Below are 14,606 nucleotides of genomic sequence, written 5' to 3' on the forward strand. Positions count from 1 at the left end.
CCTTGGGATTGATCTCGCTGCTGGATACCCAGCGGCGCCTTCAGTGTCAGTCATGAACCGCCGTATGCGGAACCGCACGTACGGTGGTGTGAGAGGGCGGCGGGAGTAATCCCGCTCCCTACTCGATTGTGTCGTTTTTGCTGTCTTTGGTCGATGCCAGCCGGTTTGCCTTGTGGCACAATGCAAGGATTATGACAGGACGAGATTGCAGCGGCTCAATGCGCGGTTATCAGTACATCACCAGGCTCCCCCATGGCGACTGACATTCGTCGCGTTGGCTTTCTGTTGCTGCCCGGTACGCATCCGGGCGCTGTGATGCCGGCATTGTCGGTATTGCTCTCAGCCAATCGCATGGCAGAGCAGCGGCGTTACGCGCCAGAAACCTACACCCTTGATGAGCAAGCACTGCAAGCCAGTGACGGTCTCAGTCTGGTTGCGGCTCCCTGGCAGCAGTGTGCTGCCGGTTTGGCGCAGCTTTGGCTGGTGGCGGATCAGTTACCCGCCGCTGACGCTTTGCCGCAGGAACTGGTGGCATATTTGCAACAGGCGCTTGCCGCCGGAGTATTGTTGGGTGGTCTGGAGGCCGGTGTGGCTGGGTTAGCCTTTGCCGGGTTGCTGGATCAGCATCGTTGCTCGGTACATTGGCGGATGCTGGATGAGTTTCGTGAGCGCTTTCCCGGCGTTGAGGCAACAACGCACCTGTTCGAGTTAAGCGATAATCTTGGCTCCAGCAGCGGCGGTCAGGCGACAACTGATTTGTTTCTTACCTTGCTGGCCCAGGAACAGGGTCAGGATTTGGCGGCACTGGTGGCCGAAGACCTGGTAGTGGAGCGTATTCGCGATGGTGGTGAGCGCCAGAGAATGCCGCTGCGTAACCGGCTGGGTAGTAGTCATCCGAAGCTGACGCAAGCGGTTATCCTGATGGAGTCGAATATTGAAGAGCCGTTGACGACCGATGAGATCGCTCGTCACGTCTGTGTTTCACGGCGTCAGCTTGAGCGCATTTTCAAGCAGTACCTCAACAGCGTACCCTCGCAGTATTACCTTGAGTTGCGGCTGAACCGGGCGCGTCAGATGCTGCTGCAGACCAGTAAGTCGATTATTCAGATTGGCTTGTCCTGCGGCTTCTCCTCCGGTCCGCATTTTTCCAGTGCTTACCGCAACTGTTTCGGTGTAACACCGCGAGAAGATCGCAATCAGCGTCGTGCTCAGCAAGCCGCCGATGGCGTAGCCAAAGATTCCTGACACCCGGCAGCGTTTGTCGGATGCCACATTGATAGAGTGCGCGTCAGTTTTGACGTGCCAATACAGAGAAGGAGATGACAGTGTCAGCAGAAGTCGGTCGGTCTGATTTTGATCGGGTTATGGTGCCCAATTATGCGCCAGTGAACATGGTGCCCGTGCGTGGCGCAGGTTCGCGCCTGTGGGACCAGCAGGGCCGAGAATATGTTGACCTGGCTGGTGGTATTGCGGTCAATGCTTTGGGGCACTGTCATCCTGCTATGGTCGAAGCGTTGACTGAGCAGGCTAATCGCTTGTGGCATGTATCCAACATTATGACCAATGAGCCGGCACTGCGTTTGGCCGACAAGCTGGTTGCAGCCACTTTTGCCGATAAGGTGTTTTTTGCCAACTCCGGCGCTGAGGCCAATGAGGCGGCGTTCAAGCTGGCCAGACGCTGGGCGCATAATCAGTTTGGGGTAGATAAAAGCCAGATTATCGCCTGCAGTAATAGTTTTCATGGACGTTCCTTGTTTACCGTTAGTGTCGGTGGTCAGCCCAAGTACTCTGAAGGCTTTGGCCCGGCGCTTGGCGGCATCAGCCATGTTCCTTATCAGGACGTGGCAGCGCTGGAAGCGGCAATGTCTGATCAAACCTGTGCCGTTGTGCTGGAGCCTATTCAGGGTGAAGGCGGTGTGATTCCGGCCAGTGACGAGTACCTGCGTCAAGTGCGCGCACTCTGCGACAAGCACAATGCCTTGCTGGTATTTGATGAGGTGCAGAGCGGCATGGGGCGCACCGGCAAGCTGTTTGCCTATATGGATAGCGGCGTAGTGCCGGACATTCTGACCAGTGCCAAGAGCCTGGGTGGCGGCTTTCCGATTTCTGCCATGTTGACCACGGCTGCAGTTGCTGAGCATTTTGCGGTAGGCACGCATGGCAGTACTTATGGCGGCAATCCGCTTGCGTGCGCGGTGGCTGGTCGTGTGCTGGACGTAGTGAATACACCAGAGGTGCTCGATGGTGTTCGGCATCGTCATCAACTGATCGTGAGTGCGCTAGAGAAGATGGCCACAGAATTCGGGGTGTTTTCCTCGGTGCGAGGCCGTGGCTTGTTATTGGGCGCCGTTATGGCTGAGCAATGGCGCGGCAAAGCCAAGGATATCCAGGTGTTGGCACAGGAAGAAGGTCTGCTGGTTTTGCAGGCTGGTCCAGATGTAGTGCGGCTGGCACCCAGTTTGATTATTGAAGAGGCGGATATTGCCGAAGGTATGCAACGGCTACAAACAGCCTTGCAACGGCTGGTTGCCTAGGACACGGAGGGCGCACGATGTTGATGCTGCGATTGGGGAAGTCGAGCGATTTATCGCAGATTGAGCGGCTGGCTGCGGCCAGTCCGGTCGGCGTCACCTCATTGCCGGCCAATCGCGAGCGCCTGGCAGATATCCTCACTGCTTCTCAGGCATCGATGGCGGAGGAGGTTACCTTTACGGGAGAGGAGCGTTACTTTTTCGTATTGGAAGATACTGTCAGTGGCGACCTGGTTGGCTGTAGCGGCATTATTGCGGCCTCCGGTTTTCGTGCGCCTTTTTATACCTTCCGCAATGAAATGTTCGTGCACGCTTCGCGTGAGCTCGGGCTGCACAACCGTATTCACGTTCTGTCGCTGTGCCACGACCTGACCGGGCATAGTTTGCTGGCGGGTTTTCATCTTGCCGATACCCAGTCTGAGCCCGCTGCGATGCAATTGACTGCGCGGGGGCGTCTGCTGTTTATGGCTAGCCACCCGCAACGGTTTGCCGAGTCCACCTCGGTCGAGATAGTGGGTGTGAGCGACGCCGATGGCAATGCACCTTTCTGGGATGCGGTGGGGCGTCACTTCTTCGCCGTCAGCTATGGCGAAGCTGAACGCATCGGCAGCGAGCGCGGCCGCAGTTTTCTGGCCGAGCTGATGCCGGGCTATCCGATTTATGTGCCGATGTTGTCGGATGAGGCGCAGGAGGTTATTGGTCAGGTCAATCCATCGGTGCAGGACGTATTCGACATTCTGATGGATGAAGGGTTCGAGACCGACAACTATGTTGATATTTTTGACGGCGGGCCGGTGGTGCATGCCAAGACAGCACTGCTCAACACGGTGCGCAACAGTGCCTTGGCAAAGGTGCAGATAGGTTTACCGGTAGCCGGCGACAGCTTGTGGCTGGTTGCCAATACGCGTGTCTGTGATTTTCGTGCCTGTGCCTTGCAGCTCACCTGGTTGCCGGGTCAGCCGTTGGTGCTGGATCAGGCGACAGCCGATCAGTTGTGTGTTGCCGAAGGCGATCACGTGCGCCTAGTAAGGGGATTCTAATATGCTGGTTCGCGCTGCCGGAATGCAGGACATAGAGGCGCTGTTGGCCTTGGCCGCCAGCGCGGGCTCAGGTTTGACTAGCCTGCCGGCCAGCGAAGATCGCCTGGTCGCGCGTCTGCAATCAGTTGAGCAGAGCTTTCGTGGCGAGGCGCCGCAGGCAGATGCCGACTACTTGTTTGTGCTCGAAGACGAGAAGGGGCGATTAGTCGGTACCAGCGGTATGCTCGGTGCGGCGGGTATGCGTGAGCCCTGGTACAGCTATCGTATGGGGCTGACGGTGGCGGCCAGTCGCGGGTTGGATATCTATCGCCAGCAACCAACGCTGTTTTTGGTCAATGACCTGACCGGGGCAACCGCGCTGTGCTCCTATTTTCTTGATGCCAATGCGCGACAGGGTGATAACGCCCGTCTATTATCCAAAGCCCGTTTTATGTTTATGGCGGACTGTCCGCAGGATTTTTCATCGCGCGTCATTGTCGAGATGCGCGGCCTTTCCGATAGCGCCGGGCGCTCGCCGTTCTGGGATAGCCTGGGTCAACACTTCTTTCGTATGGACTTTGCGCGTGCCGACTACCTGACGGGTATCGGGAACAAGGCATTTATTGCGGAAATGATGCCCAAGTTTCCGCTGTACGCCTGTTTTCTCAGCGATGCAGCGCGCGAGGCGATTGGGCAGGTACATCCTGATTCGGAAGCCGGGCGGGCGGTGCTTGAGGAGGAGGGGATGTGCTACCAGGGATATATCGATATCTTTGATGGTGGTGCCACGCTTGAGGCGCAGCGCAGCCAGGTGCGGGCTATTCGAGATAGTCGTAACCTGCTGCTATCGGTTGGCACGCCCGGCGATGATGCTGCTACCCACCTTATCTACAACCGTACACGTGAAAGCTGTCGGATGATCGCAGCGCCTGCACGCATTGCCGCGGGTACCCTGGTTGTTTCTTCGGCCTCGGCAGAGTTGCTGAGGTTGCGTGCCGGTACGCCGGTAAGGGCGGTGGCGCTGCAAGGATAAGTGTCGCCTTGGCCGCCAGTACTCTCTGTCTATGCTGGCTATAGACAATATCAACCGTAGAGATAATGCATCGTATAGGCTGATGCCTATATAATGCGGCTCTTTGCCTCGCTGCAGTAGCTCTCCGGGTAATTTTCCCCTACACGGCGCAGACCGTGATATGCCCATCGACCTGCAGCAGGCTGACCAGTTTGTGGTAAGGGACTTATGAAAAGCGCAGAAATCCGTGAAGCCTTCCTCCGTTTCTTTGAAGAAAAGGGACATAGTCGCGTCGCCTCCAGTTCGCTGATTCCAGCGAATGATCCAACGCTGCTGTTTACCAACGCCGGTATGAATCAGTTCAAGGACTGCTTCCTCGGTTTGGACAAGCGCGCCTACACGCGTGCGACCAGCAGCCAGAAGTGTGTGCGTGCCGGCGGCAAGCACAACGACCTGGAGAATGTGGGTTACACCGCGCGTCACCATACCTTCTTTGAAATGCTGGGTAATTTCAGCTTTGGCGATTACTTCAAGCGTGATGCGATCAATTTCGCCTGGGAGTTTTTAACCTCCAGTCAGTGGCTGGGTCTGCCGCAGGAGAAACTCTGGGTGACCGTCTACGCCAGCGATGACGAAGCCTACGATATATGGACCAAGGAAGTGGGCGTGCCAGCTGAGCGCATGGTGCGTATCGGTGACAATAAGGGTGCGCCCTATGCCTCCGATAATTTCTGGGCGATGGGTGATACCGGTCCCTGTGGTCCTTGCAGTGAAATCTTTTTTGATCATGGTCCTGACATTTGGGGCGGGCCTCCGGGCAGCCCGGAAGAGGACGGCGACCGCTATATCGAAATCTGGAACAACGTCTTCATGCAGTTCAACCGCACCGCCGATGGTGTGATGCATCCACTGCCAGCGCCGAGTGTTGATACGGGGATGGGGCTAGAGCGCATCAGCGCAGTCCTCCAGCATGTACATTCCAACTATGAAATTGATTTGTTTCAGAGCCTGCTTGCGGCATCCGCGCAGGCAATTGGCTGCGAGCAGGATAATGCGGCCTCTCTGAAGGTAGTCGCAGATCATATTCGCTCTTGTAGCTTTCTGATTGCTGATGGTGTGCTGCCCTCCAATGAAGGTCGTGGTTATGTGCTTCGGCGCATCATTCGTCGCGCCTGCCGACATGGCAACAAGTTGGGTGCACAGGGTTTATTCTTCCACAAGATTGTCGCCGCACTGGCAGTGGAAATGGGCGATGCCTTTGCCGAGTTGCGCACGCAGCAAGCGCATATCGAGCGCGTGCTGAAAACCGAGGAAGAGCAGTTTGCCAAGACGCTGGATCAGGGGCTGAAAATTCTCGAGCAGGATCTGGCGCAGCTGAAAGGTACCGAGATTCCGGGAGACGTCGTCTTCAAACTGTATGACACCTATGGCTTCCCGGTTGATTTGACCGGCGATATTGCCCGCGAACGTGAGCTGACGATTGATGAAGCTGGCTTTGAGGCGGCGATGGAAGCCCAGCGTGAGCGTGCCCGTTCGGCTAGTCAGTTTGGTCTGGACTACAACAGCCTGGTCAAGGTTGATGCCGAGACCCTGTTCCAGGGCTATGCGGCTACCAGTGGTGAGGGCACGGTCATCGGTTTGTATTGCGATGGTCAGGTCGTCGATCAGTTACGTGAAGGCGATCGCGGCGTAGTGATCCTGGATCAAACGCCTTTTTATGCTGAATCTGGCGGGCAAGTCGGCGACACCGGTTACCTCGATGCCAATGGCGTGCGCTTTGAAGTGACTGATACCACCAAGGCCGGTCATGCGCACCTGCACCACGGTAAAGTGCTGCAAGGCGCGATCAACAACGGTGCCGAATTGCAGGCTCGGGTTGATGCCGGCGTTCGCCAGGCCACCGCCCTGAACCATTCGGCAACACACCTGTTACATGCGTCTTTGCGCCAGGTGTTGGGTGATCATGTGCAGCAAAAAGGTTCGTTGGTGGACAGTCAGCGTTTGCGTTTTGACTTTAGCCATTACGAGGCGATCAAGCCTGAGCAGTTGCGTGAGCTGGAAAATCTGGTGAATGACCAAATTAGACAGAACTCTACTGTCGATATTGAAGTCACAGACATAGAGCACGCCAAAGAGAAAGGCGCCATGGCCTTGTTTGGGGAAAAATACGGTGACGAAGTTCGCGTATTGACCATGGGTGGCGGCTTCTCTGTTGAGCTTTGTGGTGGGATCCACGTTCGGCGCACAGGCGATATTGGCCTGTTTAAAATCGTCGCTGAAAGTGGCATTGCCTCAGGTGTGCGGCGTATAGAAGCCGTTACCGGTCAAGCGGCATTGGAGTTCGTTGCGCAAACCGAAGAGCGGTTGCGTGAAGCTGCTCAGGTAGTGAAGGGCAGTCGGGATACCTTGATCGACAAATTGTCTGCATTGGTTGAACGAACCCGCCAGCTGGAAAAAGACGTGGATCAGCTCAAGGCCAAGGCGGCGAGTGCTGCCGGTAGCGATATGGCTGCTGAAGCTCAAAAAGTGGGCGAGCGCACCGTGCTGGTCAAACGCGTAGATGGTATGGACGGCAAAGGGTTGATGGTTCTGGTTGACCAATTGAAGAACAAGCTCGGCTCTGCTGCAATTTTGTTGGGCGGCGAAGCTGACGGAAAAGTGGTGCTGGTGGCTGGCGTGACGAAAGACCTGTCTGGTCAGGTAAAGGCTGGCGACTGGATCCGCAATACCGCGCAAGCGGTGGGTGGTAAGGGTGGTGGCCGCCCGGATATGGCGCAGGGTGGTGGTACTGATGTTGCAGCACTGGATCAGGCGCTACTTGATGCGCTGAACTGGGTTGGCCAGCAGTAATACCCTTAGCAGCAAAAAGTGATTTAGCAAAACCAAGGGCGGCACCCGATCGAGGTGCCAGGCAACGGTCGGCAAGCCGATCTCTGGGTAAGGATTGACGTAATAACATGGCGCTTATTGTCCAGAAGTTTGGTGGTACCTCGGTTGGTAGCGTGGAGCGTATTCAGCAGGTCGCCGAGAAAATCAAAGGCTTCAAGTCAAACGGGCATGATCTGGTGGTAGTGGTCTCTGCTATGAGTGGCGAAACCAACCGTTTGATCGAATTGGCAAGGCAGATTCAAGCCGAGCCGGATGCGCGTGAGATGGATGTCATTGTTTCAACGGGTGAGCAGGTGACTATTGGCTTGCTGGCTATGGCGCTGAAGGCGACTGGCGTGCCAGCAGTGTCCTTTACCGGTTCGCAGGTGCGTATTGTTACCGATAGCGCCCACGGCAAAGCACGTATACAGCAGATTGACGACGAGCGTCTGCGTAGTGAGCTGGCTGCTGGACGAGTTGTTATTGTGGCTGGATTCCAGGGCGTGGACGAAGCCGGTGCTATTACCACCTTGGGTCGTGGTGGCTCCGATACGACGGGTGTCGCTCTGGCCGCTGCGCTGAAAGCTGACGAGTGCCAGATCTATACTGATGTGGATGGTGTCTATACCACAGACCCGCGTGTCGTAGAGAGCGCCCGGCGCCTGGACAAGATTACCTTCGAGGAAATGCTTGAAATGGCCAGCTTGGGATCTAAGGTGTTGCAGATTCGTGCTGTTGAGTTCGCTGGCAAGTACAACGTACCCCTGCGGGTGCTGCACAGTTTTAAAGAAGGCCCCGGTACTCTTATTACCCTTGAGGAAAATGTGTCGATGGAACAACCCGTTATCTCCGGTATTGCATTCAATCGCGATGAAGCCAAGCTGACAATTCGTGGTGTGCCTGATACCCCCGGTGTGGCATTTAAGATTCTCGGTCCGGTGAGTGCTGCCAACATTGAAGTCGATATGATCGTGCAGAACGTATCGCAGGATAACACCACCGATTTCACCTTCACGGTGCACCGTAATGACTTCCGCAAGGCTGAGGCTATTCTCAAGGAAACGGCTGTCAGCATTGGTGCGCGCGAAGTCGCTGCTGATGACAAGATTGCCAAAGTATCCATTGTCGGCGTCGGCATGCGCTCGCATGCAGGCGTCGCCAGTAATATGTTTGAGGCGTTGGCCAAAGACAGTATCAATATTCAGATGATCTCAACGTCCGAAATCAAAGTGTCGGTCGTGATTGCCGAGAAGTATCTGGAGCTGGCTGTGCGCTCTCTGCATACCGCCTTTGGTCTGGATGCGGAGCCTGTGCAACAGGCCTGAATCATATTGAATTCCTGCAGGCCGGCGACGGTCTGCTTGCAAGGGCACGGTCTCTGGCTGCCGTGTCCGCCTGTGACCCCTCAGGGGGCTGGAGGCACCAAGCCGGTTTTTTGCAGACTGTTGTGTCCTGATCATGAGCAAGGAGAAAAGGAATGCTGATACTCACTCGACGGGTTGGTGAGACCCTGATGGTAGGTGATGAAGTGACCGTGACCGTTCTGGGTGTCAAGGGCAACCAGGTCCGAATCGGCGTGAATGCCCCGAAAGAAGTGGCTGTACACCGTGAAGAAATTTACCAACGGATCCAGAAAGAAAAAGATGAAGAACCAAATAACTAATTTTATTAGGTTTTTCCTTGCAATAAGAAAAGCGCGCAGTTAATATTCTGCGCGTGTTACGGAGAGGTGGCCGAGTGGCTGAAGGCGCTCCCCTGCTAAGGGAGTATATCTCAAAAGGGTATCGCGGGTTCGAATCCCGCCCTCTCCGCCACTTTGTGGTTTGTAGGTTGTCAAACGTTAGTTTCTGAAATCTAAAGAAAAAAATGTTTGACAGGATGAAAAAACAGCCTATAATTCGCACCCATAATGCACTCGTAGCTCAGCTGGATAGAGTACTCGGCTACGAACCGAGCGGTCGGAGGTTCGAATCCTCCCGAGTGCACCAAACAGAAAAACCCACTGAATTCAGTGGGTTTTTTTTTGCTGTCACAAAAGTACAGCTGAGCGCGACGGCAAAGCCTGCTAGGCTGAAGCGCAATCTCATTGGTGTGATCTGCTTGATCTGCTTGATCCGCTTGTGCTGAATCCCGTGCTTCGGGCCTGCTAGGAATGCTGCTATGCCGGACCTCAATAGAAAGTCTCCAGAAAGCCTGCAGGACCGACTGGATCAGGTGCAGGAGCTCCTTAGTCGGCAACGTCTGGTCGAAGACCTGGTACACAAGCAGGAAGGTCCTCAGCAGGAGCTGGTTGAGCACTTGGTGCATCAGCAAAACCTGGTAAAGCTTCAGCGCAAGCTGGACGAGCTGCATCCCGCCGACGTCGCCTATATTCTCGAATCTCTCCCGCTATCTGAACGCCTTGCCGTATGGCAGTTGGTCAAGGTCGAGCGCGATGGTGAGATTCTGCTCGAAGTGTCCGATGCGGTGCGCGAAACGCTGATCGCCGATATGGATAGCGACGAGATCCTGGCTGCAGCCAATACCCTTGATGCGGATGAGCTGGCAGATCTTGCGCCCGACCTGCCGCGCGATGTTGTGCGTGAGCTTATGGATACGCTGGATGCCCAGCAGCGCGATCGCCTGAAGTCGGCGTTGTCGTACGACGATGATCAGGTCGGTGCGCTGATGGACTTCGATATGATCACCATCCGTGATGATGTCAGTCTGGAGGTGGTCAGTCGTTATCTGCGTCGCTTTGATGCCCTGCCAGACCATACCGATAAACTCTTTGTGGTAGATACCGATGGCCTGCTCAAGGGCGTATTGCCAATCAAGAAGCTATTGGTCGGTTCGCCTGATGATGTGGTTGTTGACGTCATGGTGGAGGATCCGGTCGTTTTTGATCCGCAAGACGATGCGGGTGAGGCCGCTCAGGCGTTTGAGCGCTACGACCTGGTATCTGCCCCAGTGGTTGATGCGCGTGGCCGCCTGTGCGGCCGTCTGACCATTGACGAGATGGTCGACTACATTCGTGAAGAGAGTGAGGCTGAGGTGCTGAGCGCGGCGGGTCTGCGTGAAGAGGAAGATATCTTTGCCTCGGTCTGGAAGTCGGTACGTAACCGCTGGGCCTGGTTGGCGCTCAATCTGTGTACTGCGTTAATTGCCTCGCGGGTTATTGGTCTGTTCGAACATTCGATTGAGCAACTGGTTGCTCTGGCGGCATTAATGCCTATTGTTGCCGGTATTGGCGGTAACTCGGGCAACCAGACCATTACCATGATTGTTCGTGGTGTGGCGACGGGGCAGGTGCAGGTAGCGCACGGCAAGCGCCTGTTGCGCAAGGAAGCCAGCGTTGCGCTGATCAATGGTTTTTTCTGGGGTGCAGTGTTGGCTGGCATAGCCATGGTTTTATACGGCAGTCTGCCGCTGGCGGTCGTGTTGATGTCCGCAATGACGCTGAATATGCTGCTGGCGGCCTGTATGGGAGTATTCATACCCTTGATTCGACTGCGCCTGGGTGGTGACCCGGCACTCGGTTCAAGTGTGCTGATTACCGCTATAACCGACAGCGGAGGCTTCTTTATCTTCCTCGGGTTGGCCACTATCTTCCTTCTTTGATCGGCTCGCAGGTGCAGGCTTGCGGTGTCGCGTTGATTGCCAAAAATGTCACATCAGGATACATTAAGCCGTTTTTCCGTGTGGGAGGGCCGCTTAACTGTGGTCCAGATGTGCTAGCACCCACTGTATTTTTCCAACTATAAGCAGCATGGCTTTACCCCATGCCCTGAGCTGCAGGAGATAAAATGGAACCGACCAATATGGTTGCCGAAGGCGTGGAACTGATGTTCCTTGGAATGGGATCAGTCTTTGGGTTTCTGATTCTGCTGGTTACTTGCACCAGCATCATGTCTGTCATCTTGTCGCGTTTTTTCCCCGAGGCGCTGCCCGCGCCAAAGAAGCCTGCGCGTAAGTCCAGCGCTGCCCCTGCCAGTGTTGACCCGGATGTTGTCGCCGCCATTGGCGCTGCTATCAAGCAGCATCGTTCGCGTCGCAGTTCCTGACACCTCTTTCGCGGTTTTCACCATTAAAATCATAAAGGCCATAACACTATGACCGATACTAAAAAGCCCTTGGGCATTACCGATGTGATCCTGCGTGATGCGCATCAATCCATTCTGGCTACCCGTATGCGACTTGACGACATGCTGCCGATTGCCGGCAAGCTTGATCAGGTTGGTTTCTGGTCTGTCGAATCCTGGGGCGGGGCGACTTTTGATTCCTGCATTCGCTATCTTGGCGAAGATCCATGGGAGCGCATTCGTGCGCTGAAGCAAGCGATGCCGAATACCCGCCAGCAGATGTTGCTGCGTGGTCAGAACTTGCTGGGTTATCGCCACTATGCTGATGACGTCGTAGAGAAGTTTGTTGAGCGCGCTGCCGTTAACGGCGTTGATGTGTTCCGCGTGTTTGATGCGATGAACGATCCGCGTAACCTGGAAACCGCGCTTAAGGCCGTCAAGGCGCAGGGCAAACATGCCCAGGGCACCATCTCCTACACCACCAGCCCGGTGCACACCCTGCAGATGTGGGTCGACTTGGCCAAGCAGATCGAAGACATGGGCGCTGACTCCATCGCGATCAAGGATATGGCCGGCATCCTGAACCCTTATGTGGCGTTCGATCTGGTTACCCAGCTCAAGAGCACGCTAAGCATTCCGGTGCACATGCAGTGTCACGCAACAGCTGGTCTGTCGACTGCGGCAATCATGAAGGCAGCAGAAGCGGGTATCGATAACGTCGACTCTGCGATTTCCTCCATGTCCATGACCTACGGTCACTCACCGACCGAATCTGTTGTGGCAATCTTCCAGAACAGCGAGCGTGATACCGGTTTGAACCTGGAGCTGCTGGAAGAGGTCGCCGCCTATTTCCGTGAAGTGCGGAAGAAGTACGCCAAGTTTGAAGGCAACCTGAAGGGCGTTGACTCGCGCATCCTGGTTGCGCAGGTGCCGGGCGGCATGCTGACTAACATGGAAAACCAGTTGAAAGAGCAGGGTGCCAGCGACAAGTTTGACGATGTTCTGGCTGAGATTCCACGCGTTCGCGAGGATCTTGGTTTTATCCCGCTGGTTACTCCGACCTCCCAGATTGTCGGTACTCAGGCAGTTATCAACGTACTGACGGGTGAGCGCTATAAATCGATCACCAAAGAAACCGCTGGCATTCTGAAAGGCGAGTATGGCTCTGCACCAGCGCCGTTCAATGCTGAGTTGCAAGCACGCGTGCTGGATGGTGCCGAGGCAATTACCTGTCGCCCTGCGGACCTGCTTGAGCCAGAGATGGATAAGCTGACTGCTGAGCTGAAGGGCCTGGCTAGTGAAAAAGGCATTAAGCTTGCGGACGATGCAATCGACGATGTCCTGACTTATGCCTTGTTTCCACAGATTGGTCTCAAGTTCCTGGAAAACCGTGGCAATCCGGATGCATTTGAGCCGGTACCGACTGGTAACGAGCTGCCTGCGGCTGCCAAGGGTGCGGGCCCTGAGGCTTACACCGTCAGTGTTAACGGTAAAGAATATGTAGTGCAGGTTACTGATGGCGGCGATATCTCCGGTATCAAGCCCATTGGCGAGAGCGCCGCTCCCGCTGCTGCAGCTGCTCCGGTAGGTGACGGCGAGCCACAGGGTGCGCCACTCTCGGGTAACATCTTCAAAGTGCTGGTCAATGTCGGTGACGAAATTGACGAAGGTGAGGTCGTGATGATCCTCGAAGCGATGAAGATGGAAACCGAAGTACGTGCGCTGCGCGGCGGCACGGTTACTTCCATTGATATCAAGGTTGGCGACGCGGTTGCGGTCGGCGATACCTTGCTGACCATAGGTTAAGGGGGACTTAATGGATAAGCTCCTCCAACTGTGGCAGACCACAGGCATCTATCACATGGTCTGGGGACAGGCCGTCATGATTATTGTCTGTTTTGGTCTGATCTACCTGGCTATTCGCAAGGGTTTCGAGCCACTGCTGCTGATCCCGATCGGCTTCGGCGGTATTCTGGCCAACCTGCCCGTGGCCAACATGGCGCAAGGCAGCGGTATTCTGCACCTTATCTATGAAGTCGGCTTGCCGACCAGCGTCTTCCCGCTGCTGATCTTCATGGGTGTAGGCGCGATGACCGATTTCGGTCCCATGCTGGCGAACCCGCGTACGCTGTTGCTGGGTGCCGCTGCGCAGTTCGGTATCTTTGGCACGCTGCTGGGCGCATTGGCGTTGACCTCTGCCGGCATCCCCGGATTCGAGTTCTCGATGAAAGAGGCCGCTTCCATCGCCATCATTGGTGGTGCGGACGGACCGACCTCGATCTTTGTGACCGCGAAATTGGCGCCGGACCTACTGGGGCCGATTGCCGTTGCTGCCTACTCCTACATGGCGTTGGTGCCGTTGCTGCAGCCGCCGATCATGCGCGCTCTGACGTCGCAGAAGGAGCGTGGCATTGTCATGACTCAGCTGCGCGTGGTTAGCAAAACCGAGAAAATCATTTTCCCGTTGTTGCTGCTGATGCTGGTCGCATTGCTGTTGCCTGACGCTGCACCATTGGTAGGTATGCTCTGCTTCGGCAACTTGATGCGTGAATCGGGTGTGGTTGAGCGTTTGGCTGACACTACGCGTAACGCGCTGATCAATATCGTCACCATAGGTTTGGGTCTGGCTGTTGGCTCCAAGCTATCTGCTGAGTCTTTTCTGCAGATCAAAACCCTGGGTATTCTGGTGTTGGGTATGCTGGCCTTCTGCGCAGGCACAGCCGCGGGTGTCTTGATGGCGAAGTTGCTGAACCTGTTCAGCAAAACACCGATCAACCCGCTGATCGGTTCTGCCGGTGTTTCTGCGGTGCCAATGGCGGCAAGGGTATCCAATAAGGTCGGCCTGGAAACCAATCCGCACAACTTCCTGCTGATGCACGCGATGGGTCCAAACCTTGCGGGTGTAATCGGCTCGGCGGTTGCCGCTGGTGTTCTGCTGAACTTTGTTGGTTAAGTCGGTTGCCAGACGTAAAAAACCCGCTCATTGAGCGGGTTTTTTTATGGTGCGCCCGGCAGGGCGCACTCACTTGGAGGTGAAAGTCCTCTACACGCCCGGCAAGGGGAAGTGTTAGCCAGAGGCAAGGGTGTCGCGGGTGACTGCGAATCTGGAGGAAGC

11 protein-coding genes and 2 tRNA genes are annotated in these 14,606 nt (G+C 55.7%); all 13 read left to right on the plus strand.

Going from position 1 to position 14,606, the window contains the following annotated elements; all coding sequences use genetic code 11:
* The first annotated feature begins 252 nt into the window (after positions 1-252).
* The 13 genes from EF096_RS19550 (at position 253) to EF096_RS19610 (ending at position 14,444) form a co-directional block, all read left to right on the plus strand.
* Positions 253-1,245 carry a GlxA family transcriptional regulator gene (locus tag EF096_RS19550; RefSeq protein ID WP_123891425.1) on the plus strand — a complete coding sequence of 331 codons (993 nt, stop codon included), beginning with the start codon at positions 253-255 and terminating at the stop codon, positions 1,243-1,245.
* A gap of 74 nt (positions 1,246-1,319) precedes the next feature.
* Complete coding sequence (locus EF096_RS19555; protein WP_123891426.1) at positions 1,320-2,534, plus strand: aspartate aminotransferase family protein; 1,215 nt, start codon at positions 1,320-1,322, stop codon at positions 2,532-2,534.
* 17 nt (positions 2,535-2,551) lie between these two features.
* Positions 2,552-3,571, plus strand: a complete 1,020-nt coding sequence (locus EF096_RS19560) for an arginine N-succinyltransferase (RefSeq protein ID WP_123891427.1) — start codon at positions 2,552-2,554, stop codon at positions 3,569-3,571.
* Between the two features lies 1 nt (position 3,572).
* Positions 3,573-4,583, plus strand: a complete 1,011-nt coding sequence (gene astA, locus EF096_RS19565; RefSeq protein WP_123891428.1) for an arginine N-succinyltransferase — start codon at positions 3,573-3,575, stop codon at positions 4,581-4,583.
* 207 nt (positions 4,584-4,790) lie between these two features.
* Positions 4,791-7,412: an alanine--tRNA ligase gene (gene alaS, locus EF096_RS19570; protein WP_123891429.1), complete on the plus strand. Its 2,622-nt coding sequence runs from the start codon at positions 4,791-4,793 to the stop codon at positions 7,410-7,412.
* A 107-nt stretch (positions 7,413-7,519) separates the two neighbouring features.
* A complete protein-coding gene (locus EF096_RS19575) occupies positions 7,520-8,755 on the plus strand; it encodes an aspartate kinase (RefSeq protein ID WP_123891430.1) in 1,236 nt (411 codons plus the stop codon).
* Between the two features lie 152 nt (positions 8,756-8,907).
* Positions 8,908-9,093 (plus strand): carbon storage regulator CsrA, encoded by a 186-nt coding sequence (gene csrA / locus EF096_RS19580; RefSeq protein ID WP_083724804.1) that lies wholly within the window; start codon positions 8,908-8,910, stop codon positions 9,091-9,093.
* A 60-nt stretch (positions 9,094-9,153) separates the two neighbouring features.
* Positions 9,154-9,244, plus strand: a tRNA-Ser gene (locus EF096_RS19585).
* A 97-nt stretch (positions 9,245-9,341) separates the two neighbouring features.
* Positions 9,342-9,418 (plus strand) — tRNA-Arg (locus EF096_RS19590).
* 172 nt (positions 9,419-9,590) lie between these two features.
* Entirely contained in the window at positions 9,591-11,030 is a 1,440-nt protein-coding gene (mgtE, locus tag EF096_RS19595; RefSeq protein ID WP_123891431.1) for a magnesium transporter, read from the plus strand.
* A 185-nt stretch (positions 11,031-11,215) separates the two neighbouring features.
* Entirely contained in the window at positions 11,216-11,473 is a 258-nt protein-coding gene (locus EF096_RS19600) for an OadG family protein (protein ID WP_123891432.1), read from the plus strand.
* A gap of 48 nt (positions 11,474-11,521) precedes the next feature.
* Positions 11,522-13,297, plus strand: coding sequence for a sodium-extruding oxaloacetate decarboxylase subunit alpha (gene oadA, locus EF096_RS19605; protein ID WP_123891433.1), 1,776 nt, complete (start codon positions 11,522-11,524; stop codon positions 13,295-13,297).
* A 10-nt stretch (positions 13,298-13,307) separates the two neighbouring features.
* A complete protein-coding gene (locus tag EF096_RS19610) occupies positions 13,308-14,444 on the plus strand; it encodes a sodium ion-translocating decarboxylase subunit beta (protein WP_123891434.1) in 1,137 nt (378 codons plus the stop codon).
* The last annotated feature ends 162 nt before the right edge of the window (positions 14,445-14,606 follow it).

The sequence above is a fragment of the Pseudomonas neustonica genome, from assembly GCF_003797945.1.
GTDB classification, from domain to species: Bacteria; Pseudomonadota; Gammaproteobacteria; order Pseudomonadales; family Pseudomonadaceae; genus Halopseudomonas; species Halopseudomonas neustonica.